Annotated in this window: 24 protein-coding genes, 1 pseudogene and 2 riboswitches; of the genes and pseudogenes, 18 read left to right on the top strand and 7 right to left on the bottom strand. The window is 61.8% G+C overall.

Translation table 11 applies throughout. The annotated features are described in order from the left end of the window. Positions 1-49: 49 nt before the first annotated feature. Positions 50-229 (bottom strand): annotated as a pseudogene (locus F0P97_RS28020) (RHS repeat-associated core domain-containing protein); the annotation flags it as partial. Beyond that, a complete protein-coding gene (locus F0P97_RS12140; RefSeq protein ID WP_182286916.1) occupies positions 198-545 on the bottom strand; it encodes a hypothetical protein in 348 nt (115 codons plus the stop codon). The pseudogene F0P97_RS28020 and the gene F0P97_RS12140, both read right to left, overlap by 32 nt. A 150-nt stretch (positions 546-695) precedes the next feature. Here F0P97_RS12140 and F0P97_RS12135 point away from each other — a divergent pair, with 150 nt between their 5' ends. The 16 genes from F0P97_RS12135 (at position 696) to F0P97_RS12060 (ending at position 19409) form a co-directional block, all read left to right on the top strand. After that, positions 696-1778, top strand: a complete 1083-nt coding sequence (locus F0P97_RS12135; protein ID WP_182286915.1) for an MBL fold metallo-hydrolase — start codon at positions 696-698, stop codon at positions 1776-1778. Positions 1779-1790: 12 nt separating this feature from the next. Continuing rightward, positions 1791-2381 carry a hypothetical protein gene (locus tag F0P97_RS12130; protein ID WP_182286914.1) on the top strand — a complete coding sequence of 197 codons (591 nt, stop codon included), beginning with the start codon at positions 1791-1793 and terminating at the stop codon, positions 2379-2381. Between the two features lie 88 nt (positions 2382-2469). Next, a riboswitch (glycine riboswitch) is annotated at positions 2470-2578 on the top strand. An 18-nt stretch (positions 2579-2596) separates the two neighbouring features. Then, positions 2597-2722: riboswitch (glycine riboswitch) on the top strand. 64 nt (positions 2723-2786) lie between these two features. Next, positions 2787-3923 carry a glycine cleavage system aminomethyltransferase GcvT gene (gcvT, locus tag F0P97_RS12125; protein ID WP_182286913.1) on the top strand — a complete coding sequence of 379 codons (1137 nt, stop codon included), beginning with the start codon at positions 2787-2789 and terminating at the stop codon, positions 3921-3923. Between the two features lie 123 nt (positions 3924-4046). Beyond that, the gene (gene gcvH / locus F0P97_RS12120; RefSeq protein WP_182286912.1) at positions 4047-4421 is read left to right on the top strand and encodes a glycine cleavage system protein GcvH; all 375 of its coding nucleotides are present in this window, start codon (positions 4047-4049) and stop codon (positions 4419-4421) included. A gap of 47 nt (positions 4422-4468) precedes the next feature. Continuing rightward, positions 4469-5020, top strand: a complete 552-nt coding sequence (locus F0P97_RS12115; protein WP_182286911.1) for a MolR family transcriptional regulator — start codon at positions 4469-4471, stop codon at positions 5018-5020. A gap of 90 nt (positions 5021-5110) precedes the next feature. Next, on the top strand, positions 5111-8014 hold the full coding sequence (gene gcvP / locus F0P97_RS12110) for an aminomethyl-transferring glycine dehydrogenase (RefSeq protein WP_182286910.1): 2904 nt from the start codon (positions 5111-5113) through the stop codon (positions 8012-8014). A gap of 244 nt (positions 8015-8258) precedes the next feature. Next, positions 8259-10439, top strand: coding sequence for a PAS domain-containing hybrid sensor histidine kinase/response regulator (locus F0P97_RS12105; protein WP_232538219.1), 2181 nt, complete (start codon positions 8259-8261; stop codon positions 10437-10439). Between the two features lie 20 nt (positions 10440-10459). Then, positions 10460-11122, top strand: a complete 663-nt coding sequence (locus F0P97_RS12100) for an RluA family pseudouridine synthase (RefSeq protein WP_182286909.1) — start codon at positions 10460-10462, stop codon at positions 11120-11122. A 351-nt stretch (positions 11123-11473) separates the two neighbouring features. After that, positions 11474-12595 carry a high-affinity branched-chain amino acid ABC transporter substrate-binding protein gene (locus tag F0P97_RS12095; RefSeq protein ID WP_182286908.1) on the top strand — a complete coding sequence of 374 codons (1122 nt, stop codon included), beginning with the start codon at positions 11474-11476 and terminating at the stop codon, positions 12593-12595. 96 nt (positions 12596-12691) lie between these two features. Then, positions 12692-13615 carry a high-affinity branched-chain amino acid ABC transporter permease LivH gene (livH, locus tag F0P97_RS12090; protein ID WP_182286907.1) on the top strand — a complete coding sequence of 308 codons (924 nt, stop codon included), beginning with the start codon at positions 12692-12694 and terminating at the stop codon, positions 13613-13615. Further along, complete coding sequence (locus F0P97_RS12085) at positions 13615-14853, top strand: high-affinity branched-chain amino acid ABC transporter permease LivM (protein ID WP_182286906.1); 1239 nt, start codon at positions 13615-13617, stop codon at positions 14851-14853. The genes livH and F0P97_RS12085 overlap by 1 nt, the downstream gene beginning before the upstream one ends. 55 nt (positions 14854-14908) lie before the next feature. Next, on the top strand, positions 14909-15676 hold the full coding sequence (gene livG, locus F0P97_RS12080) for a high-affinity branched-chain amino acid ABC transporter ATP-binding protein LivG (RefSeq protein WP_003079486.1): 768 nt from the start codon (positions 14909-14911) through the stop codon (positions 15674-15676). Continuing rightward, complete coding sequence (locus F0P97_RS12075) at positions 15676-16389, top strand: ABC transporter ATP-binding protein (protein WP_182286905.1); 714 nt, start codon at positions 15676-15678, stop codon at positions 16387-16389. The genes livG and F0P97_RS12075 overlap by 1 nt, the downstream gene beginning before the upstream one ends. 93 nt (positions 16390-16482) lie before the next feature. Continuing rightward, positions 16483-17247, top strand: a complete 765-nt coding sequence (locus tag F0P97_RS12070; protein ID WP_182286904.1) for an SDR family NAD(P)-dependent oxidoreductase — start codon at positions 16483-16485, stop codon at positions 17245-17247. Positions 17248-17770: 523 nt separating this feature from the next. Beyond that, positions 17771-18754: a Bug family tripartite tricarboxylate transporter substrate binding protein gene (locus F0P97_RS12065; RefSeq protein ID WP_182286903.1), complete on the top strand. Its 984-nt coding sequence runs from the start codon at positions 17771-17773 to the stop codon at positions 18752-18754. Positions 18755-18893: 139 nt separating this feature from the next. Beyond that, the gene (locus F0P97_RS12060; RefSeq protein ID WP_182287187.1) at positions 18894-19409 is read left to right on the top strand and encodes a bacteriohemerythrin; all 516 of its coding nucleotides are present in this window, start codon (positions 18894-18896) and stop codon (positions 19407-19409) included. A 66-nt stretch (positions 19410-19475) separates the two neighbouring features. Here F0P97_RS12060 and F0P97_RS12055 read toward each other — a convergent pair whose 3' ends face one another. The 4 genes from F0P97_RS12055 to pobA form a co-directional block, all read right to left on the bottom strand. Beyond that, a complete protein-coding gene (locus F0P97_RS12055; protein ID WP_182286902.1) occupies positions 19476-19913 on the bottom strand; it encodes a universal stress protein in 438 nt (145 codons plus the stop codon). Between the two features lie 156 nt (positions 19914-20069). After that, positions 20070-20543, bottom strand: coding sequence for a hypothetical protein (locus F0P97_RS12050; protein ID WP_182286901.1), 474 nt, complete (start codon positions 20541-20543; stop codon positions 20070-20072). A 189-nt stretch (positions 20544-20732) separates the two neighbouring features. Continuing rightward, the gene (locus F0P97_RS12045; protein WP_182286900.1) at positions 20733-21512 is read right to left on the bottom strand and encodes a 2OG-Fe dioxygenase family protein; all 780 of its coding nucleotides are present in this window, start codon (positions 21510-21512) and stop codon (positions 20733-20735) included. 198 nt (positions 21513-21710) lie between these two features. Next, complete coding sequence (pobA, locus tag F0P97_RS12040) at positions 21711-22886, bottom strand: 4-hydroxybenzoate 3-monooxygenase (RefSeq protein ID WP_182286899.1); 1176 nt, start codon at positions 22884-22886, stop codon at positions 21711-21713. A 180-nt stretch (positions 22887-23066) separates the two neighbouring features. On the opposite strand from pobA, the gene F0P97_RS12035 reads away from it, so the two are divergent. After that, positions 23067-23855, top strand: coding sequence for an IclR family transcriptional regulator domain-containing protein (locus tag F0P97_RS12035; RefSeq protein WP_182286898.1), 789 nt, complete (start codon positions 23067-23069; stop codon positions 23853-23855). 146 nt (positions 23856-24001) lie between these two features. Here F0P97_RS12035 and F0P97_RS12030 read toward each other — a convergent pair whose 3' ends face one another. Further along, the gene (locus tag F0P97_RS12030; protein WP_003055493.1) at positions 24002-24913 is read right to left on the bottom strand and encodes a LysR family transcriptional regulator; all 912 of its coding nucleotides are present in this window, start codon (positions 24911-24913) and stop codon (positions 24002-24004) included. A 188-nt stretch (positions 24914-25101) separates the two neighbouring features. Here F0P97_RS12030 and F0P97_RS12025 point away from each other — a divergent pair, with 188 nt between their 5' ends. Continuing rightward, on the top strand, positions 25102-26100 hold the full coding sequence (locus F0P97_RS12025; protein WP_182286897.1) for a Bug family tripartite tricarboxylate transporter substrate binding protein: 999 nt from the start codon (positions 25102-25104) through the stop codon (positions 26098-26100). Positions 26101-26159: the final 59 nt, after the last annotated feature.

Genomic DNA, 26159 nt, shown 5'->3' with positions numbered 1-26159 from the left:
TTTTCGCTTCATTTTTCCAGAAATCTTTCTTCGCTGTACTCCAGCATTTCAGCCCCAACGGATCAATCCAAGTAAGGGGATTCGGTGCATACGCATACAAATTCCCCCCCGCCAACCCAATCGGATCCTGCTGCGTAAACCGTCCTATATCAGGGTCATAATACCTGAACAGGTTATAATGTAATCCAGTTTCCCGGTCAAAGTATTGCCCTTGCAAACGCAGATTTTGATGCCGGTGTCAAGCGACGCAGGAAAACCTGCAACTCCTTGACGACCTGGGTATCGCCCCTGGCCAGGGCACAGCTCAACCCTTGCTGCCAGGCGGCTCGCGCCGCCTGCGCATCGCCCAGCGCCAGCTCCACCTTGCCCAGCTGCTTCCAGGCGACGGAGTATTCGGCATCCAGTGCCGTGGCCTTGCGCAGATGCTCGCGCGCCACGGCCATCTGCTCGTCGTCGGCATAGGCCTTGCCCAGGGTATAGCGCAGCAGCGCACCGTCCTTGCCGGCCGCCAGCATGCTCTCCAGATTGTGAACCATGGGATTCATGTGCATTTGCTCCTCAGACAGCGAGTGTCGCATTCACCCCGTCGGATCATTGGAATGGCCGTCCCGGCGATACGGCCTCTTGCAATCCTGCTCTTGCAGCGCCGCAAACCGTCCCAAACTGCGGCCAATGTCTCAATAAGGCGCCTGATCTTGTTTCGCAAACCAAGTCTCTCCACCTCCATCTCCGACTACGAGGACTCGCCCCAGTATTCCGGCGGGCGCTTTCGCAACACGTATCCACGTCCTGCCAACAGTCCCAAGCCCGATGCCGGGACGCTATGGAAGTTCTTATTCAACAAGCCGGCCGATTCCCAGCCAGGCAAGGCACTGCCCGTTTTGCCACTGAGCACGGCCGAGCTGAACCTCGCGCCCGAGCGCAGCCTCTATCGCCTGGGCCATTCGACCTTGCTGATGAAGCTGCGCGGCGGCTGGTGGCTGACGGACCCCGTGTTTTCCGAGCGAGCCTCCCCACTGCCGTTTGCCGGCCCCAAGCGCTTCCATGCCCCGCCGATCGCCCTGGACAAGTTGCCTGCCTTGCGCGGCGTGCTGCTCTCGCATGACCACTACGATCATCTGGACCGCGCCACCATCCGCGTGCTCGCGCCCAAGGTAGGCGTTTTTCTGTGCCCTTTGGGAGTGGGAGACAGACTGGCAGCCTGGGGCGTGCCGGCCGACAAGATCGTGCAGCACGACTGGTGGCAAGGCAGCGAGTTCGACGGCCTGCGTTTCACGGCCACGCCGGCCCAGCATTTCTCGGGACGCAGCCTGCGCGACGGCAACCGCACGCTATGGGCATCCTGGACCATAGAAGATCACCGGGCCGACAGGCCGCTGCGCGTCTTCTTCAGCGGCGATGGCGGCTACTTCGACGGTTTTGCCGAAATCGGCAGGCACTTCGGCCCCTTCGATGTCACGCTGATGGAAACCGGCGCCTACGATGCCCACTGGCCCTATGTCCATATGCATCCGGCCCAGACCGTGCAGGCACACCGGGATCTCGGCGGCCAATGGCTGCTGCCCATACACAACGGCACTTTCAACCTGGCCATGCATGCCTGGTGGGACCCCTTCGAGCAGATTATGAGTCTGGGCAGGCAGCACGGCATAGAGATCGCCACGCCCATGATGGGCGAGCGCCTGGACCTGGGCGCTCCGCATGCGGGCTCGGCCTGGTGGCGCGCCTGCGCCGAGGCCGATATCAAGGAACTGGACCTGCGCCCTGCGCAACCCTGAAATGCTGCCGACATGGCCGACAATGCCCTCATGGACATTTCGCGCATTTCACACCTTGGCGCAGCCTGCGCCGCGTCACTGACCGCCTTGCTGCTCAGTGCCTGCTCCCACCTCTCCGATGGCAGTCGGACCAAGCTGCCTCCGGGCGCCGGCACCGCGAGCACGGTTTCCGAGCGGCCGGAGCCTGCGCCGGCTCCGCCATTGGACACGCAGCACAGGCGGTCACAGAGCATGGAATGGCCTGCATGGATCAAGGCAGATTGCACACCCGTCGCCCAGCTCGATCGGCAACCACAGCCACGCCGCCACACCACGCCGATCATCAGTGCCAGCTGGTTTCCTCAAGGACTGGAAACCATGGTGATCTTCCGCCTGGAGGTCACTGCTCAGGGCGAACTCGGCCGTGTGGCCTATCAGCCCGCCGATACCGATCCCCGCATCGTGAAGTCCATCATGCGCTCGCTCGAGCGCTGGAAATTCAAGCCCGGCATGCGCCAGGGCCAGGCCGTGACTGCCTGCTTCGAGCAGCCCTACCAACTGGTGTTTCCGCGCCAGGAGATCGAATCCCCAGAATCTCCGTCCTTGAATACCGAGACACGGTGAGTACACAGACCCAATCCGGACGAACTGTGCTCGAAAACCCCAAAATCCGCACGATTCGGTGGTGCAAGCCCCTTGCCCACCGCTAGAATCGCCAGCGTCAGGAGAGAGTGCCTGCAGCTGAAGCTGCCCCGCACCGCCGAAGGCGCAGACCCCCACCCGGAGTCAAAACGCTCAGGCAAAAGGACTGACAAGCGCTGCAGGTGTGCAAACCTGCAGCGTCCCTTGCTGGAGAGAGATGCAGGCCGTCATTTCGTATGTGTGCCAGCATCCACCGAAGGAGCAAGCTGCCCGCGAAAACAAAGGCAGTGAATCTCTCAGGTAAAGCGGACAGCAGGGCAAGCCCGCCAAGCATGGCCCCGTCATGCATGGCCACTCATTTGGTTTTGACCACCGGAGCGCTTGCCTGTGACTGCTGCTGACACTTCTTCCGATCTGCGTTCCACACCGCTGTTTGCCCTGCACCAGAAACTGGGTGCCCGCATGGTGCCGTTTGCCGGCTACTCAATGCCCGTGCAATACCCTCAAGGCCTGATGGCCGAGCATCTGCACACGCGCAAGGCTGCCGGCCTGTTCGATGTCTCGCACATGGGCCAGTTGCTATTGCGCGGCCCCGATGCCGCCGCCGCGCTCGAATCACTGATGCCCGTCGATGTCATGGACCTGGGCCTGCACAAGCAGCGCTACGGCCTGCTGCTCGATGAACAAGGCGGAATTCTCGACGACCTGATGTTCGTCAACCGCGGCGATGATCTGTTCCTCATCGTCAACGGTGCCTGCAAAGAGGCGGATATCGCTCATATCCAGAACCGCATCGGTAGCTGCTGCGAGGTCGTCCCATTGCCCGATCGCGCCCTGCTGGCCCTGCAAGGCCCGCAAGCTGCCACCGCCCTCTCGCGCCTGATTCCTGGAGTGACGCAACTGGTCTTCATGACCGGCAACCACTTCGACTGGCAGGGCCATGCGCTCTACATCACGCGCAGCGGCTATACGGGCGAGGACGGTTTCGAAATCTCACTTCCCGGCGAAGCGGCAACAGCCTTTGCCGAAGCTGTGCTGGCCCAGCCCGAGGTGGCCCCTATCGGCCTGGGCGCGCGCAACTCGCTGCGCCTTGAAGCCGGGCTTTGCCTGTACGGCAACGACATAGACACCAGCACCACCCCGGTGGAAGCCTCGCTGAACTGGGCCATGCAGAAGGTGCGCCGCAGCGGCGGCGAGCGCGAGGGCGGCTTTCCCGGTGCGGCCATCGTGCTGGAGCAATTGCAGAACCCTCAGTCGCTGCGCCGCAAGCGCGTGGGCTTGATCGCGCTGGAGCGCATTCCCGTGCGCGAGCCCGCCGTGCTGGAAAACATGGACGGACAGCATATCGGCCACATCACCAGCGGCCTGCTCAGTCCCACGCTCAACCAGCCCGTGGCGCTGGCCTATGTCAAGCCCGACTACGCCGCCATCGATACGGAAATCTTCGCCGTGGTGCGCGGCAAGCCGGTGCCCATGAAGGTGGTCGCCACACCATTCGTTCCCACCCGCTATCACCGCGGCTAGTCTGCCTCCGCGCATGAGACGGGCCAGTTTGCCAAACAGCAGCCAGAACACCGCTAAAGTGCGCACTGGACCTTTCTCAAACAACACCCGATTCCCCTGAATCCCCCCCATCTGGAGCTTTCCATGAGCATCAAGTATTCCAAAGAACACGAGTGGATCAACGCCGCCGACACCAATGCCGCCATCGTCGGCATCACCGTACACGCACAGGATGCGCTGGGCGATGTGGTGTTTGTGGATCTTCCCGGCGTGGGCTCCATCTTCCAGGCCGGCGACGTGGCTGGCGTGGTCGAGTCCGTCAAGGCCGCTGCCGATGTCTACATGCCCGTGACCGGCGAGATCGTCGAAGTCAACGAAGCCCTGCGCGATGACCCGTCGCTGGCCAACAGCGACCCGCTGGCCGCTGGCTGGTTCTTCAAGGTCAAGATGAGCAATGTGGGCGAGCTCGAAGCTCTGATGGAAGAGACCGCCTACAACGATTTCGCCAAGGACAACTAAGCATATCAACGGCCCTCGCATTGCGAAGGCCGTTTTTGCATGCAGCCATGAGCACCATTCTGTATTTCGACGATCCGGAAGTCGGTCTCGCCCGCGAGACCAGCCACCCTGCGTTTGCGCGCATTGCGACCCAGGACTTCTTCTACGACTGCGGTGACGACTTCAGCCCCTTCGGCAACGATGACGGCAGCGACACACTGGCCTCACTCGAAGAGTGGTACCAGGAGCAGACGGGTGGCCAGTCCGCCAAGACCCTGCGCTTTCTGCAACAGCAACTATGCGACTGGGATCTTCCCGTGCCCAGGGACATACTGGCTCATGACGATGCGGCCAAGGCCGAATGGCTGGCCAGCGACGACATGAACCAGAGCTATCTCCTCTCGGTCTGCCGCGCCCACGTGGCCACAGCCTTTGGTCAGCTCAAGATCACGGGCAGCATCGATGCCGATCTGCACAAGCAGGCCCTGCTTGCCCTGGCCTGCCAGCAATGGCTGAACACCGTTGCACGCAGCAAATATCCCGATTGGGAATATGCCGACCAGGAAAGCGCACGCCTGGCCCTGATGAACACCGCGCTGGAACAAGCCAGCGCTGCTTGAAGCACCGGCTGTATGCCTTCAGGCATACGGCTTTCACGCATGCCTGGCATGCAAACCGTCAGTCACAGTATTTGAGAATAGGTCCCTCCCATGCTGATGTCGCCTCCTGCCCCTGTCGCTTCGCTGGAAGCGCTGGAAAACAGCCACGAATTCATCCCCCGGCATATAGGCCCGGACGCCGAGGAGCAGCAAAAAATGCTGGCCGCCATCGGCAAGCCCACGCTGGACGCATTGATTCGCGATGTGATGCCCGACTCCATTGCTCGCGCCAGGCCCATGGATCTTCCGGCTCCGATTCCCGAAGCAGCGGCGCTGGCCGAACTCAAGGCCATCGCCGGCAAGAACCAGGTGCTGAAGAGCTTTATCGGCCAGGGCTACTACGGTACGCACACGCCGGGCGTCATCCTGCGCAACATCCTCGAAAACCCCGCCTGGTACACTGCTTACACACCCTATCAGGCCGAGATCTCACAAGGCCGCATGGAGGCACTGGTCAACTTCCAGACCATGGTGACCGACCTGACCGGCATGCCTATCGCCAATGCTTCCATGCTGGACGAAGCCACGGCTGCCGCCGAGGCCATGACGCTGGCCAGGCGCTCTGTCAAATCCAGGAGCAATCGCATCGTGCTGGCCGGCGATCTGCATCCGCAGACGATTGAAGTCATCGAGACCCGCGCCCAACCCATAGGCATCGAAGTGGTGATTGCCAACAGCCAGCAGGAATGGGAGGCCGCTCTGGCTGGCGACCTGTTCGCCGCCGTCATCCAGTACCCGGCCTCCAGCGGCTGGATCGTGGACTGGAAGTCCGACGTGCAAGCCATTCACGCCAAGCAGGCGGCCGCCATCGTGGCCACCGACCTGCTGGCCCTGACCCTGCTGACACCTCCCGGCGAGTGGGATGCCGATATTGTCGTGGGCAACAGCCAGCGCTTCGGCATGCCCATGGGTGCAGGCGGCCCGCACGCTGCCTTCATGGCCTGCCGCGACGAATACAAGCGCAGCCTGCCCGGCCGCCTGGTGGGTGTCAGCGTCGATGTGCACGGCAAGCCCGCCTACCGCCTCGCGCTGCAGACACGTGAGCAGCATATCCGCCGCGAAAAGGCGACGTCCAATATCTGTACGGCCCAGGTCCTGCCGGCCGTGATCGCCAGCATGTATGCCGTCTACCACGGCCCCCAGGGGCTGAAGCGCATTGCCCAGCGGGTGGCACGCTTGACGGCGATTCTGAGCCGTGGTCTGGCCCGGCTGGGCTTCAGCGCCCATCACCACGACACAGCCTTCGACACACTGAGCCTGCATACCCGGGAGGCGACCGATGCCCTGGCGGCTCGTGCCGTATCCCGAGGTGTCAATCTGCGCAAGGCCTGGGATGAATATCTCTGCATCAGCCTGGACGAAACCACGACCCGGGCCGATGTCGAGCTGCTCTGGAGCATCTTTGCCCAGGAGGGTCAGGCGCTGCCCACCATCGAGGCCATGGACGAAGGCCCGACCTCGCTGATCCCCGAATCCCTGCTGCGCAGCACGGCCTACCTGACCCACCCGGTCTTCAACACCCATCACTCCGAAACCGCCATGCTGCGCTATATACGCAGCCTCAGCGACAAGGACCTGGCCCTGGACCGCAGCATGATCCCGCTGGGCAGTTGCACCATGAAGCTCAATGCCACCAGCGAGATGATTCCCATCACCTGGCCAGAGTTCGCCGACATCCACCCGTTTGCGCCCGCCAGCCAGCTGCAAGGCTATGCCGAGCTGGACCAGCAACTGCGCGACTGGCTGTGCCAGGCCACGGGCTACGCGGGCATCAGCCTGCAGCCCAATGCAGGCAGCCAGGGTGAATACGCGGGTCTGCTGGCCATCAAGGCCTTCCATCAATCGCGCGGCGAGGCGCACCGCAATATCTGCCTGATTCCCAGCAGTGCCCACGGCACCAACCCGGCCAGCGCGCAAATGGTGGGCCTGCAGGTCGTGGTCACCAAGTGCGACGACAACGGCAACGTGGACATGGCTGACCTGAAGCTGGCCTGCGAGAAGCACAGCGCCAATCTGGCCTGCATCATGATCACCTACCCCAGCACGCACGGCGTGTTCGAGACCCAGGTGAAGGAGCTGTGCCAGCTGGTGCACAGCCATGGCGGCCGCGTCTATGTGGACGGCGCCAATATGAACGCCCTGGTAGGTCTTGCCGCGCCCGGCGAGTTCGGCGGCGATGTCAGCCATCTGAACTTGCACAAGACCTTCTGCATTCCTCACGGCGGCGGCGGCCCCGGCGTCGGTCCCGTGTGCGTGGTCGAAGATCTGGTGCCCTTTCTGCCGGGGCATGCCACCGCGGGCGACGTCCGCCAGGTGGGCGCTGTCAGTGCAGCGCCTCTAGGCAATGCTGCCGTTCTGCCAATCAGCTGGATGTATATCCGCATGATGGGCGAACCGGGCCTGAAACTGGCGACGGAGACCGCCATCCTCAACGCCAACTACATCAGCGCGCGCCTCAAGGACCACTTCCCCACGCTCTACGCGGGCGAGTATGGTCATGTGGCCCATGAATGCATTGTGGACCTGCGCCACTTCAAGGAAAGCTGCGGCGTGATGGCCGAGGACGTGGCCAAGCGCCTGATCGACTACGGCTTCCATGCACCCACACTGTCCTTCCCCGTGCCCAACACGCTGATGGTGGAGCCGACCGAGAGTGAAAGCCTGCATGAGCTAAACCGCTTCATCGAAGCCATGATCGCCATCCGCGCCGAGATTGCCGAAGTGGAGGCCGGCAGACTGCCCCGGGATGACAACCCGCTCAAGAACGCACCCCATACGGCAGAGTCCTTGCTTGCCGCCGACTGGCAACATGGCTACAGCCGAGAAACCGCCGCCTATCCCGTGCCTGCCCTGCGCCGCGCCAAGTATTGGAGCCCCGTGGGCCGCGTGGATAACGTCTATGGTGACCGCAATCTGTTTTGCAGCTGCGTGCCCATGGACGCCTACGAAGACTGATAGCCAAGCTCTCCACCCCAAGCCAGTGCGCTCTGCCGCACTGGCTTTTTCATGCTCAGTCAATATCGAACACCTGCCAACCCATCGCTGTTCGCCGGCAGTGAATGCATTCACGACATCAATGCACTCTGCGTTGCTGCCGCCAAACCGAGCATCGAGTTGCCTGAATACCGGTTGACTGCCCGCCTTTTTCAAGGTCAAGTGCGGGGACCGGCTTACACTGCAGAGGTCTTCTGCCTGTCTCATGAGCTCCTCTGAACCCACTCCCCCACCCTTGCTGCCTGTCATTGATGGCGGCCTGCCCCTGCATGCCCTGCTGGCCCCCGGAGCGGCCCCGCTGGGCCCGAGCGCCAACATCCAGCCATTGGTGCCGGAGGATGAAGACCCGCTGCAGGCCCTGGTGGCGGAATTGCGCAACTACCAGCACGAGCTGGAGCTGCAAAACGAGGTGCTCAATTACAGCCAGGCCGTCGCCGAGAGCGCATCGGAGCGGTTTGAAACGCTGTTTGCAAGCATTCCGCTGCCGCTGCTGGTGGTTGATGAATACGATATGGTGGTCCAGGCCAATGCCATGGCTCACCGCGCATTTCAGCCCACCGAAAAAGACCGGTTGCTGATCAACTTCAAGCCCTTTGTGCATGCCAACGACGCAGAGCGCGTGACTACGGCCTTCGAGCAGGCCAAAGCGCTGGGACGCGCCGAGGTACACGAGGTTCTGTTCCAGATCACCGAAGAATTTGAGCTCTGCGGCGACCTGCATGTGGCCGGCGTGGTTGTACCCCAGCAAAACGGTCCGGCCACCTGGCAGTATTTGTGTGCCGTTGTCAATCAGGGCCCGCTGCTTGCCGAGCGCAAGGCGCTACAAGAGCGCAACCAGCAGCTTTATGCCAGCGAGAGACGGCTGGAGTCGGTCATCAACTCCGCGCTGGACGCCATCATCTGCGTCGACCAGCATCAGCGCATCACAGTCTTCAACCCCACGGCGGCAGCCCTGTTTCTGTGCTCGCCTCAGGATGCCCTGGGCAGCCCGCTGGAGCGCTTTTTACCCGATGCCGCCCGGGCACTGGCTTTTTCCTCGCTGACCACACAGGCCGTGCTGGGCGAGATGACGGGACTGACCCTGTCGGGGCGTGAGATTCCCATGGAAATCAGCGTCTCCTTCGAGCACCACAGCAGCGGCGACACCACCACTATCTTTGCGCGCGACCTGACCAGCCGCAATCGCGCCGAAGCCCAGCGCAATGCGCTGGAAACCCAGCTGCGCGAGTCCCACAAGATGCAGGCCGTAGGCACCATGGCCGGCGGGATTGCCCACGACTTCAACAACATCGTGGGTGCAATCCTGGGTAATGTGGAGCTGGCCAAGGCCGATAGCTGCGGCAACCCGGCTGCCATGGAAAGCCTGCGCGAGATCGAAAAAGCCGGTCGCCGGGCCCGCGACCTGGTGCGCCAGATTCTGACCTTCAGCCGCAATGACCTGCCCGAACGCCGTCCGGTTCAGGTGCAGGAAGTCATGTCCGACACGGCTCGCCTGCTGCGCGTGACTCTGCCTCCCTCCATAGAGCTGCAGGTGCAGGAGTCCAACGATCTGCCGCCGCTGCTGGCAGACCCCACTCAGGTGGAACAGGCTCTGTTCAATCTCTGCAACAACGCCATGCAGGCCATTGGCAGTCAGCGCGGCATCATCCAGATGCGGGCCATGCGCATTGCTCCCGACAGCTACCAATGCGAACGCCTGGGTCTGGCCGTGGCCGAATACCTGGTCTTTATGGTGCAGGACTCCGGCCCCGGCATGGACGTCGTGACTCAGCGACGCATCTTCGAGCCTTTTTTCACCACAAAACCGGTCGGCCAGGGCACAGGCCTGGGCCTCTCGGTCGTACATGGCGTGATGCGCACCCATGGTGGCGCTGTCGATGTGCACAGCGAACTGGGCCAGGGCAGTTGCTTCACGCTGTACTTTCCTCTCAGCGACCCGAATTCCGGCCACTGTGCGCTGCCGCCCATGCGCATGGACAAGCCCGAAGCTCCGCTGCCCGAACCGGTCCTGGCCACGCGCGCCAGCCATGTCATGTATGTGGACGACGATCAGGCTCTGGTCTTTCTGTTTCAGCGCCTGCTGCGCCGTCGCGGCTATGAAGTCTCGGGCTTTACCGATCCTCATGAGGCCATGGCCGCCCTGCATGAGGAGCCACAGCGTTTTGACCTCATAGTCACCGACTACAACATGCCCGGCTTCAGCGGCCTGGACCTTCTCAGGCAGACTCTGCAGATCAACCCTCAACTGCCGGTTGCACTGGCCTCCGGCTATGTGACAGCCGAAATCGAGCAGGCGGCGATTGCAGCCGGAGCCAGGGCCTTGATCCACAAGCCCAACGATGTGCAGGAGTTCTGCGCCACTGTGCATGAACTGCTCAACCCCTGAAACAATCGATAGCTGTTTGAATGAGTGCGTTGAACTGTGTGTATGAAGACGAGCACCTGCTGGTGCTTGACAAGCCCTCGGGCCTGCTGTGCGTGCCCGGTCGCGGCCCCGACAAGCAGGACTGCCTGAGCTTGCGTGCCCATCAGCATTTCGGCGATGCGCTGGTCGTGCACCGGCTCGATCAGGCCACGTCGGGTCTGGTCGTCATGGCTCGCAATCCGGCCGTCCAACGCCAGCTCAGCCAGGCCTTTGCCGAACGCAAGGTCGACAAGCGCTATATCGCCGTAGTGGCCGGTGAGTTGCAGGCGCACAGCGAAGCAGCGGATGCCGGGGGCTGGCAACTGATAGACCTGCCGATTGCGGCCGACTGGGAACGTCGGCCGCTGCGTGTCATCAACCACGAAACCGGCAAAAGCAGCCAGACGCTGTGGCGAGTGATCGAGCACACCGTTCAACCAGGAATATCCCGCACCCGGGTTCTGCTGAGCCCGCTGACGGGCCGCACCCATCAACTGCGCCTGCATATGGCGGCCATAGGCCACCCCATGCTGGGCGATGCGCTATATGCCAGCGAAGCAGTGGCCTGCGCCAGCCCACGCCTGTTGCTGCATGCGGCAGCACTGGAGCTGGTGCACCCGGTCACCGGCGGACTGCTGCAGCTAAAAAGCGATCCACTTTTTTAATCCCCCTCAAATAGACAGCATCCGTCAAGCTCTCAAAGTTGCCACGCCGCAACAGAAAACCCTTCAGAACTGCGTTGAGGCAGGACAGGAATCTGAACAAAAAGACCGCTGATGCAGACACTTGTCGCACAGTTCAGGCATGGACTGCGCATATACATCACAAATGCAGGCCACGCCATAGCCCTGGCGTACTAGCTGCTATGCACGACATAGCAAAAACCGAAAGCCTGCACCAGCCCCTGCATACCCTGTTGCCTTCGTTGACCACTCGATTAACCTGAGCTTCTTTGCGCGAACTGCTATGGCAGCAATCGCGCTTTTCGAACATCTCTCGAGATTAAGGAAGTCCTCATGAGCATTCCGTTCCGCATGCAAACCGTTGTTGCCGCCCTGGGCCTGGCCGGTGCCGCCTTGGTGTCTACCGCGCATGCCCAAATCAAGATCGCCCTGGTCATTCCGACCACCGGTGCGCTGACCCAGTACGGCGACATGGTCAAGGAAGGCGCCACCACCGCCGTTGAAATGGCCAATGCCGCTGGCGGTGTCAATGGCAAGAAGATCGAGCTGGTACCCGTGGACGATGCCTGCGAACCCAAGCAAGGCCCCGTCGCTGCCAACCGCGTGGTCAACAGCAAGATCGGCTATGTGGTCGGCCCCGTCTGCTCGGGTGCCTCGATTGCCGCAGCGCCCATCTACAACAACGAAGGCGTGGTGGTCGTCACTCCTTCTGCCACCTCGCCCGCTCTGACCGACGGCAAGAGCTACCACTTCATCTTCCGCACCATTGGCCGTGACGACCAGCAGGGCCCGGCAGCCGCCAAGTTCATTGCCGAGAAGCTCAAGCCCAAAAAGGTTGCCGTGCTGCACGACAAGCAGTCTTACGGCCAGGGCATTGCCTCTTCCGTGCGCGATGACCTGAAGAAGGCCAAGATCGACGTGGCACTGTTTGAGGGCATCAACGCAGGCGACAGCGACTACTCCGCCGTCATCACCAAGCTCAAGGGCGCAGGCGTGGACTTTGTCTATTACGGCGGCTACCACCCCGAAATGGGTCTGCTGCTGCGTCAGGCTGCCGAGCAAGGTCTGAAGGTCAAGATGATGGGCCCTGAAGGCGTGGGCAACCCCGAAGTCAACGCCATTGCCGGCCCTGCCGTCGAAGGCATGCTGGTGACCCTGCCCGCCGACTTTGCCGCCAACCCCAAGAACGCTGCCGTGGTCAAGGCCTTCCAGGACAAGAAGCGCAATGCTTCGGGTGCCTTCCAGCTGACCTCGTTTGCCGCAACTCAATCGCTGCTGGCCGCCATCAAGGCCGCTGGCGACAACCCCGCCAAGGTGGCGGACTGGATGCACAAGACCACCGGCGTGGACACCGTGCTGGGCCCCGTGTCCTGGAACAAGCAGGGTGACCTGAACTCCTTCGATTTCCAGGTCTTCCAGTGGCACAAGGACGGCAGCAAATCGCTCGCCAAGTAATTCCACCACTCTCTCCGGAGGCAATGGCAGGGGCCATGTCTCCGGATGTTTGTTATCTGGCCCTCGGGCCTTTTCCTGTTTCAAGGGTGGCGTTACATGTCAGACTTTTTCCCCCAGCTGATACAACAGCTATTCAACGGGCTCTCACTCGGAGCCATTTACGCCTTGATCGCCATTGGCTACACCATGGTCTACGGCATCATCGGCATGATCAATTTCGCACACGGTGACATCTACATGATCGGGGCCTATATAGGCCTCGTGACGCTTTCGGCGATTGGCACGCAAAGCGGCCTTCCCGTATGGGCCATCATCGGCCTGATGCTGGTGGTGGCCGTATTCGTCACCGGAGTCTATGGCCTGGTGGTCGAACAGGTGGCCTACAAGCCCGTGCGCCAGAGCCCGCGTCTGGTAGCGCTGATCTCGGCCATCGGCATGTCCATATTCCTGCAGAACTGGGTGGCTCTGGGCCAGGGCGCGCGCGATATGGCCGTGCCCTCGCTGCTGCCGGGCGCCATCAATTTCCACATGGGCAATTTCGAAGTCTTCATCCCCTATACCCGCGTGCTCATCATCGCGGTGACCGTGGTGCTGATGATTGCGCTGACCATGTACATCAAGCATTCGCGCATGGGCCGTGCCTCGCGCGCCTGCGCTCAGGATATGCACATGGCCAATCTGCTGGGCATAGATACCAACAAGGTCATCTCCTTCACCTTTGTGCTGGGAGCCGTGCTGGCCGCCGTGGGTGGCGTACTGATTGCGCTGGCTGTGGGCAAGCTCAATCCCTTCATCGGCTTCCTCGCCGGCATCAAGGCCTTTACGGCCGCCGTGCTGGGCGGCATAGGCTCCATCCCCGGCGCCATGCTGGGCGGTGTGATTCTGGGCGTAGCCGAGACCCTTGCTGCTGCCTACATCTCGTCGGAATACAAGGACATCGTGGCTTTCGGCCTGCTGGTGACCATCCTGATGTTCCGCCCCTCGGGCCTGCTGGGCAAACCTGAAGTGGAGAAAGTCTGATGAAGTACAGCTTTTCTGCCGCTTTGCGCGATGCGCTGATCGCCACCGTGATGACGGCCATCGTCGTCACTCCCATCTTCAGCCTGCACCTGGAGCGCGCCGGCGTGCGCACCATCATCACTCCCGACTGGAGCATGACCGGCTGGGCTTGCCTTGCCATCTTCGTCGTGCAGATGCTCAAGCCCCTGCTCGCAGGCAAGCTGCCCAAGGTCAATCTGCCGGCAGTCCCGCAGATGAAGTCCGGCACACGCAACGTCGTCATCTTTGTGGTGCTGATGATGGCCGCCTCCTGGCCATTCTTCGCGGGCCGCAATGCCGTCGACATCGCGACTCTGGCCATGATTTACGTCATGCTGGGCCTGGGTCTGAACGTGGTGGTCGGCTTTGCCGGCCTGCTGGACCTGGGCTTTGTGGGCTTCTATGCCGTGGGCGCCTACACCTATGCGCTGCTATTCCACTGGGCTGGCTGGACGTTCTGGGAAGCGCTGCCGCTGGCCGGCGCTGCCTCGGCCCTGTTCGGCTTTGTGCTGGGCTTTCCCGTGCTGCGCCTGCGCGGTGACTATCTGGCCATCGTGACGCTGGGTTTCGGTGAGATCATCCGCCTGCTGCTGACCAATCTGACCAGCTTCACGGGCGGTCCCGACGGCATCTCCAGCATTCCCAAGCCTACGGTGCTGGGCCTGCCCATGACCCGCTCGCCCCTGACCGAGGATGGCACGACCTTTCATCAGTTCTTCGGTCTGGAGTTCGACTCCATGCACATGGTGATCTTCGTCTATCTGATGGCCCTGCTGCTGGCCATGGTGACGCTGTTCATCAGCAACCGCCTGATCCGCATGCCCATAGGCCGCGCCTGGGAAGCACTGCGCGAGGATGAAATCGCCTGCCGTTCGCTGGGCCTCAACCCCATGAAGATCAAGCTCTCGGCTTTCACGCTGGGCGCAATGTTCGCGGGTTTCGGCGGCGCCTTCTTCGCCGCTCGCCAGGGCATCGTCAATCCCGAGTCCTTCACCTTCATCGAGTCGGCCCTGATTCTGGCCATCGTGGTGCTGGGCGGCATGGGTTCTCAGCTGGGCGTGATCGTGGCTGCCATCATCCTGACCGTGCTGCCCGAACTGGCACGCGAGTTCTCCGAATACCGCATGCTGATCTTCGGCCTGGTCATGATTTTGATGATGGTCTGGCGCCCCCAGGGCCTGCTGCCCATGAAGCGACACCAAGTGGAGGTGAAGTCATGAAGCAGCACCTGAACGCTATTATTTCAATAACTACAACCACAGGCAGGGCAAGCGCATGAGCGAGTATTTGCTAGAAGTCAAAGACCTGTGCATGCGCTTCGGCGGCCTGCTGGCCGTGGACAACGTGGGCTTTAACGTACGCCCTCAGGAAGTGTTTGCCATCATCGGCCCCAACGGCGCGGGCAAGACCACGGTATTCAACTGCATCAGCGGTTTCTACCAGCCTTCGGGCGGCTCGGTCGTTCTGGACGGCCAGAGCATTGCAGGCCACAGCAGCCACCAGGTCGCCAACCACGGCGTGGTGCGCACATTCCAGAACGTGCGCCTGTTCAAGAGCATGACGGCGCTGGAAAACCTGCTGGTCGCACAGCACCGCCAGTCGCGCGCGACGCTGCTCGGTGGCCTGTTCAACACGCCAGGCTATCGCCGTGCCGAACAGGAAAAGATCGACAACGCGCTCCAATGGCTGGACGTCATGGGCCTGCGCCAGTTTGCCAACCGCGAGGCGGGCAATCTGGCCTACGGTCACCAGCGCCGGCTGGAGATTGCGCGCTGCATGATCACCAAGCCTCGTGTGCTGATGCTGGACGAACCCGCTGCCGGCCTGAACCCGCAGGAGAAGAAAGACCTGCAGCATCTGATCGACGATCTGCGCAAACAGTACGGCGTGGCCGTGCTGCTGATCGAGCACGATATGGGCCTGGTCATGGGAGTGTCCGAGCGCATTCTGGTCATGGAATACGGCAAGCCCATCGCCATGGGCCTGCCCGAGGCGATTCGCAATGATGAACGGGTCATCAAGGCCTATCTGGGAGAGGCCTGATGAGCCAGCATATGTTGCAACTGGAGCAGGTCTCCACCCACTACGGCGCGATCTGCGCGGTCAATCATGTCAGCCTGCATGTCGATCAGGGCGAGATCGTCACCCTCATCGGCAGCAATGGTGCGGGCAAGACATCGCTTCTGATGACGGTGTGCGGCAACCCTCGTGCCAGCAGCGGGCGCATTCTGTTCGAGGGCGAGGACATCACCCAGATGTCCACTCATCACATCATGCGCCGCGGCATTGCCGTCTCACCTGAAGGCCGTCGTGTCTTCAAGGACCTGACGGTGACCGAGAACCTGCAGATGGGCGGCTTTTTCCTGAACAAGGCCGAGATCGCCGACGGCGTCGAGCATGTGTTCAAGCTCTTTCCTCGCTTGAAGGAACGCGCGGCGCAACGCGCGGGCACCATGTCCGGCGGCGAGCAGCAGATGCTGGCCATAGGCCGCGCACTGATGAGCAAGCCGCGCCTGCTGCTGCTGGACGAGCCCACACTGGGCCTGGCGCCACTCATCATTGCGCAGATCTTCGAGATCATTCAGACCATCCGCGCAGCAGGTGTGACGGTGTTCCTGGTCGAGCAGAATGCCAACCGCGCCCTGCAGATTGCCGACCGAGGCTATGTGCTGGAAACCGGCAAGGTGGTGCTGGAGGACAGCGGTGTCAATCTGCTGAGCAATGACGAGGTGCGCAAGGCCTATCTGGGTCATTGACAGCCCGCTGACCTCATCTGAGGTCATCGCCAGGCCCCGCCGGACGCCAGTCTTGCGGGGTCTGCTCTTTTTCTGTCTTCAATCACCCGTAAGATGCCCGGCATGACAAAGCATTTAACGATTCTGACCGGTGGCTCTCGCGGCATGGGTCTGTCCATGGGACAGCAGCTGCTGCGACAAGGCCGTCACTTGCTGAGCATTGCCCGCAAGACCAGTACCGCTCTCGCCTCCAGCGCCAGCAAGCCTGCACAGCTATTGCAATGGGAGCAGGACCTGGCACAAAGCGCTGCGGCGGCGCAGCGTCTGGCGACCTGGCTGGGCACGCTAGATCCCCGTGAATGGACCAGCATCACCCTGATCAACAATGCGGGCGTCATGCCGCAGATTGCGCCGCTGTCCCAGGTGCCTGCCGCTGACATGATCAATGCCCTGCGCGTGGGTCTTGAAGCGCCCATGGCCCTGACCGGCGCCTTTCTCGGCACGACCGAAAGCTGGGTGATCCCCCGCAAGGTGCTCAATATCTCCTCGGGACTGGGCCGCCGCGCCATGGCCTCGCAAGCCAGCTACTGCACGGCCAAGGCCGGCATGGACCAGTTCAGCAACTGTGTGGCACTGGAAGAGGCGGCCAAGCCCAACGGCGCACGCATTGTGTCTCTGGCACCCGGCGTCATCGACACCGATATGCAGGTACAACTGCGCAGCGCAGCTTCAAGCGACTTCCCCGACGTGGGCCGTTTTGCAGGCCTGCACAGCAACGGGCAGCTGAGCTCGGCCGATGACGCCGCAGCCCGCGTGCTGGCCTGGCTGGAGCGACCGGACTTCGGCGACCAGGTGATTGCAGACGTACGCCAGGCCTGAGATCGCACCCGGAGCGGCCGGACTCCAACACATGGCTGCAACCGCCTTATCCAAACCAAAGGCCAAAGGCGCCTGCAGCTCTTGCTGCCGTGAACGACTGGACCGGGCAAAAAATCTGGGAACAGGCCCTGCCTATTCTCGAACCAAGCCCTGGCAAGTCTTTCATGCGTGGCAGAATGTTTCCACTGGTCTGCAGCAGCCTCTGAGGCTGTGCGCAGAACCACAATCCGCACCCGTGGGCCACATCGGCAGCGACACCCGATCGGTACGCTGCCCCCGTGCTAGCAACGGCAGCAACCCTGTCGTGCAGCGCGTGCGGATGGCGATCATGTCCGTACGGCATGGCTCGCGCTCCCCGGTAAAGACAAATACCCATTGATGGCGGAACCACCGTCCCCGATCATCGAAAAGCCCACCTTCCGTGACTCTGGCTTCCGAGCTCAAGGCTCAGGTACCAGCCGCGACTGCGCCGCCCTTGTTTGCGGGCCAGCGCTCCCCCGTTCGTCTCTGGAGCTTCTTTTTCATGATTCGCCAAATTCTCATCAGCACAGCCGTGATCGCAAGCACGGGCCTGAGCTTTTCAGCCGCTGCACAAGACCCCGCTGCCGACTACCCCAACAAGCCCGTGCGCATGATCGTGCCTTTCCCGCCTGGCGGCGGCACCGACATCCTCTCGCGCGTGATTGCCAACAAGCTCACCGAAGTCAGCAAGTGGACCGTGGTCCCCGACAACCGCGCTGGCGCAGGCGGCACCATCGGCATCACCGAAGCGGTCAAGGCGGCCCCCACGGGCTATGACATGGTCATGGGCCAGAAGGACAATGTGGTCCTTGGCCCCTATCTCTACAAGAACCTGCCCTGGAACCCCAGCAAGGATCTGACCCCTGTGGCTCACGTGGCCTACACACCCATCGTGATTGCCACGGCCGCCAACTCGCCGTACAAGACGCTGGCCGACGTGGTGGCTGCAGCCAAGAAGAACCCGTCCAAGATCACCTACGGCTCGCCCGGCAACGGCACCAGCATCCACCTGGCCGGCGTGATGCTGGAAAAGGCTTCGGACATTCATCTGACCCACGTGCCCTACAAAGGCTCCAACCCCGCGATGATGGATGCACTGGCCGGCAATGTGGATCTGCTGGTGTCCTCCGTACCCTCGGCCATAGCCCAGATCAAGGCCGGCAAGCTGCGCGCCATCGCCGTAACCTCCGCAAAGCGCTCGTCCTCGCTGCCGGACACCCCAACACTGGCCGAGTCCGGCCTCAAGGGCTTTGATGTGAGCACCTGGTACGGCCTGTTCATGCCCAAGGGCACACCCACAGCCATCGTGACCAAGGTCAATGTCGAAGTCAACAAGCTGCTGGCCGTGCCCGAGGTGCGCGAGGCCATTCTGACCCAGGGCGCCGAGCCCCAAGCCATGAGCGCAGCCAGCTTCGACAAGATGTTCCAGGCCGACTTCAGGCAGTCCAAGCAGGTCGTCGAGTCCTCGGGCGCCAAGATCGAGTGACGCCAAAGGGCGCCGGAGCGCGGATTCCAGCACGCGCTCCTACAACGCCCGGCTGCGGATCGGACTGATCTGCATCAAAGCGGCATATGACAAGCTCGTGAATACTTCTTCGGAAATCCTCAAATTTCTGGAGAACACAATGGCATTGCTGGTCTGGGTCCCCGAGCTGGACACCGGGATTGCGGAGATCGACCGGCAGCACCGCCGCATCGTCGACTACATCAACCGGCTCTACGAGCTGCGAAGTTCGCCCGACCGAGAGGGCCTGGGGGATGTCATCGGCGAGATGATCGACTACACCGTCTCGCATTTCGTCTTCGAGGAAAGCCTGATCGAAAGCGCTGGCTACATGTTCGCCGGGCCGCACAAAAAAGTGCACGAGCTGTTCACGCGCCGCGTGATCGAGATGCAGACCCGCTTTGATGCGGGCGAGGATGTGGCTGCCGAATTGCACGGCATGCTCTCGCGCTGGCTGTTCAACCACATCCGCAACGAAGACCATGGCTATGTGGATTCGGCCAAGGTCTATATACGCATGATGTCCAAAGAAAGCGGACACGCGGCAGAAAAAGAACGGCTCAAAACGGAAGTGCTGCAGGAGCTGGAATTGCAGCGCAAGAAAAAGGGCTGGCTGGCCCGGCTGCTCAATCGCTGAGCACTCTGATTCACCAGCAAAACGGCTCCTTGGGGAGCCGTTGCTTCGTGGGCAGCCGCCTTGCGCTTACTCGCGCACAACAAGAACCGGGATTTTGACTGCGCCCAGCACGCGTTGCGTGACGCTGCCCAGCATCAGCTTCTCAAGGCCGCGACGCCCCTGCGAGCCCATGACGACAAGGTCTGCGCCCACGCTTTCCATGGTGCGCACAATGCCTTCATGCACTGCATGACCCTCACCCACCAGGGTCTTCACGGGCACGCCTGCCTCATCCATGATGGCCTTGACCGCATCCAGGGCGGTGTTGGCCTCGGCGGTGGCCGCACTCAGATACTGTGACTGGCCATAGGCAAAGTCGGCGCCCACGCCGGTAAAAGGATAGGGATCGACCACATACACCGCCGTCACGGCGCAGCCGAAGACCTTGGAGAGCTCGGCGGCCTTGCGTGCCGCCAGCATGGATGGCTTGGAGCCGTCGACCGGAACCAGAATGTGATTGAACATGGACATATGTTTCCCCTTTCAGGTTGCAGGCGACAAGGACCTCAAGCCAGAGGCCCGGGGCAGATGCCGCTCTTGAGATAGCGAGAGTCTGCCTTCATCATGCCTCAGCGTGTTGACATGAATCAACCCTGAAGTTCACACCGACCGAGGTCTGGCTCAGATGCAGACATGGGCCGCCTGGTATTCGTAGCATTTGTCCAGCAGTCTGTCGGACTTGTCGGTAATCGTGATGCGAGAGCCGTCCGGGCGCAACAGGGAGACATTCTTGAAGGCTGGCTCATGGGGTTTGCTTGGCGCATCGCGGCGCACGGTCCATTCCTCCTGGACGATGCCGTCCGGCATGTCCAGCATCACGACGATCTGCTCGGTATCGTCCGACAGTCGAATGCACTTGGCATCATTGAACTCGACCACAGTCCCGGCCGGCGCGGCCAGGCCATATGGACATTCCTCCACGCCGTGAATCGGCACCGAGGCATCGCCAAGGGTAATCTCGAGACCATTGCGAAAGTAGATCGTGGGCTCCTTGATGTAGGCCGCCTGCGCAGGGCGGTCTTGCGAAGGCTTGCAGGCCGCTACTGTGACAAGAGCTGTCAGTACTGAAATGCCAAGGACGTAAAAGCGATTCATATAGAAAACCACGCCCCGCAGGGCGTGGTGTCGGCCAGTTGATCTGGCTTGCTGGATGCAGGGAAGACTTGAAGAGGCGAAAGCTTCGTCGCGACGAGCCTGCATCATGCAGTGTTGAGGCCGTCACTTTGACGTATTGAGAATGTTACAGTTTTGCTCAAATTTTTCGAACAAAGCCGTCCGTCTCAATCAAGCGGCCTGGCCCTGCTGCTCCTGGAGCTCGGCGCCCTGGAAGCTGCCACGACGATAGGTCAGCACCAGCGTATCGCGCACGCCGCCGTGCTCGACGGGTTGAATCGGCGTGGTTTCATGAATCATCCGTGCATCGTCGAGCAGCATCACGGACCATGGCTCGGTCAACGTGAAACGCTGGCCGTTGGGACCGGTCGCCTCGAACACGCGAGTCTCGCCTCCTTTGACGCCCTTGCGCCCCACCAGCAGCACGGCGACCAGATCGACGCCATCGCGGTGCGCGCCTTCGGGCGTGGGCCGGCCAATGCCGTCCGTGGTGTCGATGCGGAACTGGTGCGCCTCGACAAACCAGCGCTCATGCAGCTCGTCGGTGCAGAACACCTGATCGGCCAGCTGTCCCAGAGCGTTGATCATCGCCAGCCAGGCCATGCTGGTGGTGGTGCTGTCGAGCATGGGCTCGAACATGCGCTGCATGCCCCCATGCAGAGCGTTGTACTCCACGGGCTGCCAGTGAGCGCGGTGGGGCACCTGCTGCACCTGATCGCCTTCGCTGACAAAACAGGAATGGCGGCGGCGGCGATAGCGGCCGCCATCCTTGAGGAAAGCATCGGGCGGCAAACCCTGCCAGTCCGCATCCATGGCATGCAGATCGCTCACGCTCAGGCCCATCCACTGGGCAAAGTCCTCGGGCTGCAGCACGGCATAGCCACGCGTGCGCAAGGACTGGGCTGCCTCGGCAGCGGCAATATAGGGAGGGGAAAACATGATGTGCGCCATAAGGTCGGCAAGCTTACTCCTCGCAGGCCCTGCCGGCTTGTGGCTCGGCATCAAAATTTACGCAAGGCAGCATCAACCAAATTGCATGGATGAAAAAAATGCCTGCATCGCATATAGCGATGCAGGCAGACAGCCTGGCGCCAAGATCAGAGGCCAGGCATTCATCACGGCAGTGACGAGAGCAATCAGTTCTCCGGCTTACACCAGGGGCAGGCCCACATAGTTCTCCGCCAGCGAGGTCGAGCCGGCCTCGGAGTTGACGATGTAGTCCAGCTCCGCTTCCTGCACCTTGGTGTTGAACTCGCCCTCGCCAGGGAAGTTGTGCAGCATGGAGGTCATCCACCAGGAGAAGCGCTCGGCCTTCCAGACGCGGCGCAGGCACTGCTCGGAGTAGCGGTCGATACCGGCCTCGGACTGCTCCTTGTAGTACTCGACAAAGGCTTGCGACAGATAGCCCACGTCGGAAGCCGCCAGGTTCAGGCCCTTGGCGCCTGTAGGAGGCACGATGTGGGCGGCGTCTCCGGCCAGGAACATGCGGCCGAAGCGCATGGGCTCGGTCACAAAGCTGCGCAGGGGCGCAATGCTTTTTTCCAGCGAAGGACCAGTCACCAGATTGGCGCGGGCTTCGGGGTCCAGGCGCTTCTTGAGCTCTTCCCAGAACGCCTCGTCGCTCCAGTCCTCCACCTTGTCGGTCAGCGGCACCTGCAGATAGTAGCGGCTGCGCGTGGCGCTGCGCTGACTGCAAAGGGCAAAGCCGCGCTCGGTGTTGGCGTAGATCAGCTCATGCGACACGGGCGGCGTATCGGAGAGCAGGCCCAGCCAGCCGAAGGGATAGACCTTCTCGAAGGTCTTGATCTTGTCCTGAGGAGCGCTGGCACGGCAGATGCCGTGAAAGCCGTCGCAGCCGGCGATGAAGTCGCACTCTATCTCGTGCAACTGGCCGTCTTTTTCGTAACGCACCTTGGGCTTGTCGCTCTCGAAGTCCACGGGCTGCACATTGCTGGCCTCGTAGACCGTGGTCAGCCCCTCCTGGGCGCGCACTTCCATCAGATCGCGGGTGACTTCGGTCTGGCCGTAGACCATCACGCGCTTGCCGCCGGTCAGGTCATGCAGATTGATGCGGTGACGCTTGCCCTTGAACAGCAGCTCGATGCCGTCATGAGGCAGTCCTTCCTCATTCATGCGCTTGTCGGCACCCGCCTGCTTGAGCAGATCCACAGCCACCTGCTCCAGCACGCCGGCGCGGATGCGGCCCAGCACATAGTCGGCGCTGCGCTGCTCGATGATGATGTTGTCGATGCCCGCCTTGTAGAGCAGCTGCCCCAGCAGCAGACCCGAGGGACCGGCACCAATGATGGCGACTTGTGTACGCATGATTGTGACTCCTTGTTATGGCTCAAAAACCTGTCAATCGGCGAGCGTGACGACGCCGGTTGCGCTACGGAGCAAGACTAAGTTTTGTGCTGCATCAAAACAAAGGCGAGCAGCGTTGTTTGCGCGATAATCGCACAATGAGAACGATGATCGCGCAAAACAAGAACGACGGCCCCCTCCATGAATGACCCCGCTTCCCCCTCCATCGCCCCGGCAGACTTCATTGCCGGCCTGGCCAAGGGCCTGGCCGTACTCGAGAGCTTCGACACCGAGCGCCAGCGTCTGAATGCCACCATGGCGGCCGAGCGCGCAGGTATCACCCGCGCCGCAGCCAGGCGCCACCTGCTCACGCTGGCCTATCTCGGCTATCTGGAAACCGATGGCAGCTATTTCTGGCTGGCTCCCAAGGTACTGCGCCTGTCGGGCAGCTATCTGGCCTCGGCCCGGCTGCCGCGCATCGTGCAACCCGTGCTGCACAGACTGGCAGCACAGACCGGGCTGTCCTACTCCTGCGTGGTGCGCGAGGGCCGTGAAGTCGTCATCGTCGCGCGCAGCGCCGTTCATGAAAAAGGCGAGCGGCTGATGGCCCATGGACTGCACCTGGGCACGCGTCTGCCGGCACACGCCACGTCCACTGGCCGGGTGCTGCTGGCCTCGCTCTCAAGCTCGGAGCTCGACGACTGGCTTGCCACCTATGACCTGCCCAAGCTCACCGCACACACGGTGTCCGATGGTGCAGCGCTAAAGGGCTTGCTCGACGAGGTGCGCCGTCTCGACTACTGCATGGCGCTAGAAGAGCATGAACTGGCCATTCAGGCCGTGGCCGTGCCGCTGCGCAATATGCAGGGGCGCACGGTGGCAGCGCTGAATGTGGTGACATCGGCCAAGCGCATGAGCCCTCAAACCATGCAGCAGGAAATACTGCCACTGCTGCAGGAGGCCGCGAGAACCTTGCGCCCCCAACTTTGAAGCTATCAATTCAGAAGCTTATTGCGCTTGTCTTTTATTGACTTCAGGTACAAATAAATCTGAAATCCTTACTCAAAAAGCGTAACCAGCTCCCCTAACAGGAGCATGAATCCGCAGCGGCAATGCCCCCTGTGCAGACCGGTCGCTCAGATATGACCGCTTTCCACCGAGCAGACCTGCATGCTGAGGCGGCGCAGCAACTCGGCCGTGCGGCGCATCAGGGGCGTGGACTTCTTCTTGGCGGGCTGCACCAGGCACAAGGTGCTGACGATATGCGGCGACTTGATGGGCACTTCCACCAGCGATGCATCGGTGGCATGGCTGTGCATGGCGCTGTCGGTCAGCGCCGCATAGCCATAGCCGCCGCGCACCAGATCCAGAATGGCGGGCACGCTGGAAACCTCCCAGACCACATTGAGCTTGACCTGGGACAGCGTGGCCTGCGCCTCCATCAGCTTGCGGAAAATCTGCCCGTGCTGAGGCATGATCAGCGGGAACTCGGCCAGATGCTCGAACGGGATGCTGGTGCGGCCTGCCAGCGTGCTGGCCGGGCCGATCAGGCACAGGCGCTCTTCAAGCACAGGCGAGACCTCGATCTGCGGATGCGGCTCCGGCGTGTATACCAGGCCCAGATCCATGCGCCCCGAGGTCAGCCACTCCGAGATATTCATGGAGAAACCCTCGACCACTGCCAGCCTGGCCTTGGGCATCTCGCGGCTGAAACCGTCGATCAGAGGCAAGGTCAGGCGCCGAGCCAGGCTCGGCGGCAGGCCGACGGTGATACGCCCCACGGGCTCGTCGCGCTGACTGCCCAGATCCTCCTTGGCCATGGCCACGCGCTGCATGATGGCGTGACCATGCTCGAGCAGGCGCCGCCCCGCATCGGTAAGCGTCACGCCGCGCCCGGTGCGTATCAACAGGGTCTCGCGCAACTCTGTTTCCAGGGCCCGCACCTGACGGCTGAGCGCCGGCTGGGCGGTGTCCAGCAGTACTGCAGCCTTGCTGAAGCTCCCCACTTCGGCCACCCGAACAAAGGTCTCTATCTGCTGCAGATTCATGCTCACACCTTTCAAAACAAGCTATGCTATTTTGCTATAGCTGCTAGCCTCAGCTAGACCTAGGTGTTTATATCCCAAGTGACACAATGTAATTAACTGGGCCTGAATATCTAAAAATAACAGCCGACGATATCAACAATGCGTGGTCCACACGCAATTCATCATCGACATCCTTCCAGGGAGACAAAATGACCCATAAGCTCAATATGAGCCGTCGCCAAGCTGCATTCGCACTCGGCGCCATTGCCGCTGCCGTGGCCGCCCCCTCTTTCGCCCAGAGCGACAAGTGGCCCACCAAGTCCTCGCGCATCATCAACCCCTTCCCCGTAGGCGGTGGCCCCGATGGCCTGTCGCGCCTGGTGGCCGACAAGCTGGGCCGCGCCTGGGGTCAGCCCGTGGTGGTGGAAAATCGTCCCGGCGGCAACGGCTTCATCGCCATCAATGAATTCAAGCGCGGTGCCACCGATGGCACGGACATGATTCAGCTGGACAACGTCCACATCGCTGCCTACCCCCACCTGTTCAAGAAGCTGCCCTATGACTTGAACAAGGACTTCGAAATCCTGATGCCCTTGTTCCGCAACTTCTTCTTTGTCTGCGTGCCCGTCAACAGCCCCTACAAGACCATCGGCGACCTGATTGCCGATGCCAAGGCGCACCCCGGCAAGCTGAACTACGGCTCCTGGTCCGTGGGCAACCCTGTTCACCTGGGCTCGGCCCTGCTGGAAAACCAGACCGGCACCAAGATGGAACATGTGATCTACAAGGAAACCAGCCAGCTGTACCAGGGCGTTGCCAATGGCGAGCTGACTTTTGCCCTTGGCTCCCTGGGCACGGCAGGCCCTCTGGTGCGTGGCGGCAAGCTGCGCTTCCTGGCTGTGGCAGCTCCCAGCCGCATTGCCGGCTTCGAGAACGTGCCCACGGTGTCCGAATCGGGCGGCCCCAAGGACTTCACTGCCATCGGCTGGAATGCCCTGGCCGTGCGTCCCGGCACACCTCCCGCCGTGATCGAGAAGATCCGCACCGATGTGCGCCAGGCCCTGACAGGCCAGGACGTCAAGGACAAGTTCGCCGCCTTCGGCTACGAGTCCTTCAACCCCACACCTGCCGAATTCAAGGCCTTCATGGCTTCGGAGAGCAAGCGCTTTGGCGAGGTGATCAAGAAGGCCGGTCTGGCTCTGGACTGATAGAGCCGCCCATCCATAAGGAAGCCGCCTCTTGAAGGCGGCTTTTTCACGTCCTCTGG

This window comes from Comamonas testosteroni (genome assembly GCF_014076415.1).
GTDB lineage: Bacteria > Pseudomonadota > Gammaproteobacteria > Burkholderiales > Burkholderiaceae_C > Comamonas > Comamonas testosteroni_F.
The sequence above is the reverse complement of the archived record's forward strand: the minus strand, read 5'-3'. Positions and strand labels throughout refer to the sequence as shown.

Excerpts from the sequence above, each read along its gene's own strand:
- F0P97_RS12085 (WP_182286906.1), top strand. The coding sequence starts at position 13,615 with ATGAAGTACAGCTTTTCTGCCGCTTTGCGCGATGCGCTGATCGCCACC.
- F0P97_RS12035 (WP_182286898.1), top strand. The coding sequence starts at position 23,067 with ATGAATGACCCCGCTTCCCCCTCCATCGCCCCGGCAGACTTCATTGCC.
- F0P97_RS12050 (WP_182286901.1), bottom strand. The coding sequence starts at position 20,543 with ATGAATCGCTTTTACGTCCTTGGCATTTCAGTACTGACAGCTCTTGTC.
- gcvP (WP_182286910.1), top strand. The coding sequence starts at position 5,111 with ATGCTGATGTCGCCTCCTGCCCCTGTCGCTTCGCTGGAAGCGCTGGAA.
- F0P97_RS12030 (WP_003055493.1), bottom strand. The coding sequence starts at position 24,913 with ATGAATCTGCAGCAGATAGAGACCTTTGTTCGGGTGGCCGAAGTGGGG.
- F0P97_RS12045 (WP_182286900.1), bottom strand. The coding sequence starts at position 21,512 with ATGGCGCACATCATGTTTTCCCCTCCCTATATTGCCGCTGCCGAGGCA.
- F0P97_RS12130 (WP_182286914.1), top strand. The coding sequence starts at position 1,791 with ATGGCCGACAATGCCCTCATGGACATTTCGCGCATTTCACACCTTGGC.
- F0P97_RS12065 (WP_182286903.1), top strand. The coding sequence starts at position 17,771 with ATGATTCGCCAAATTCTCATCAGCACAGCCGTGATCGCAAGCACGGGC.
- F0P97_RS12095 (WP_182286908.1), top strand. The coding sequence starts at position 11,474 with ATGAGCATTCCGTTCCGCATGCAAACCGTTGTTGCCGCCCTGGGCCTG.
- F0P97_RS12105 (WP_232538219.1), top strand. The coding sequence starts at position 8,259 with ATGAGCTCCTCTGAACCCACTCCCCCACCCTTGCTGCCTGTCATTGAT.
- livG (WP_003079486.1), top strand. The coding sequence starts at position 14,909 with ATGAGCGAGTATTTGCTAGAAGTCAAAGACCTGTGCATGCGCTTCGGC.
- F0P97_RS12025 (WP_182286897.1), top strand. The coding sequence starts at position 25,102 with ATGACCCATAAGCTCAATATGAGCCGTCGCCAAGCTGCATTCGCACTC.
- F0P97_RS12070 (WP_182286904.1), top strand. The coding sequence starts at position 16,483 with ATGCCCGGCATGACAAAGCATTTAACGATTCTGACCGGTGGCTCTCGC.
- F0P97_RS12100 (WP_182286909.1), top strand. The coding sequence starts at position 10,460 with ATGAGTGCGTTGAACTGTGTGTATGAAGACGAGCACCTGCTGGTGCTT.
- pobA (WP_182286899.1), bottom strand. The coding sequence starts at position 22,886 with ATGCGTACACAAGTCGCCATCATTGGTGCCGGTCCCTCGGGTCTGCTG.
- F0P97_RS12075 (WP_182286905.1), top strand. The coding sequence starts at position 15,676 with ATGAGCCAGCATATGTTGCAACTGGAGCAGGTCTCCACCCACTACGGC.
- F0P97_RS12115 (WP_182286911.1), top strand. The coding sequence starts at position 4,469 with ATGAGCACCATTCTGTATTTCGACGATCCGGAAGTCGGTCTCGCCCGC.
- F0P97_RS12140 (WP_182286916.1), bottom strand. The coding sequence starts at position 545 with ATGAATCCCATGGTTCACAATCTGGAGAGCATGCTGGCGGCCGGCAAG.
- livH (WP_182286907.1), top strand. The coding sequence starts at position 12,692 with ATGTCAGACTTTTTCCCCCAGCTGATACAACAGCTATTCAACGGGCTC.
- F0P97_RS12055 (WP_182286902.1), bottom strand. The coding sequence starts at position 19,913 with ATGTTCAATCACATTCTGGTTCCGGTCGACGGCTCCAAGCCATCCATG.
- gcvH (WP_182286912.1), top strand. The coding sequence starts at position 4,047 with ATGAGCATCAAGTATTCCAAAGAACACGAGTGGATCAACGCCGCCGAC.
- F0P97_RS12060 (WP_182287187.1), top strand. The coding sequence starts at position 18,894 with ATGGCATTGCTGGTCTGGGTCCCCGAGCTGGACACCGGGATTGCGGAG.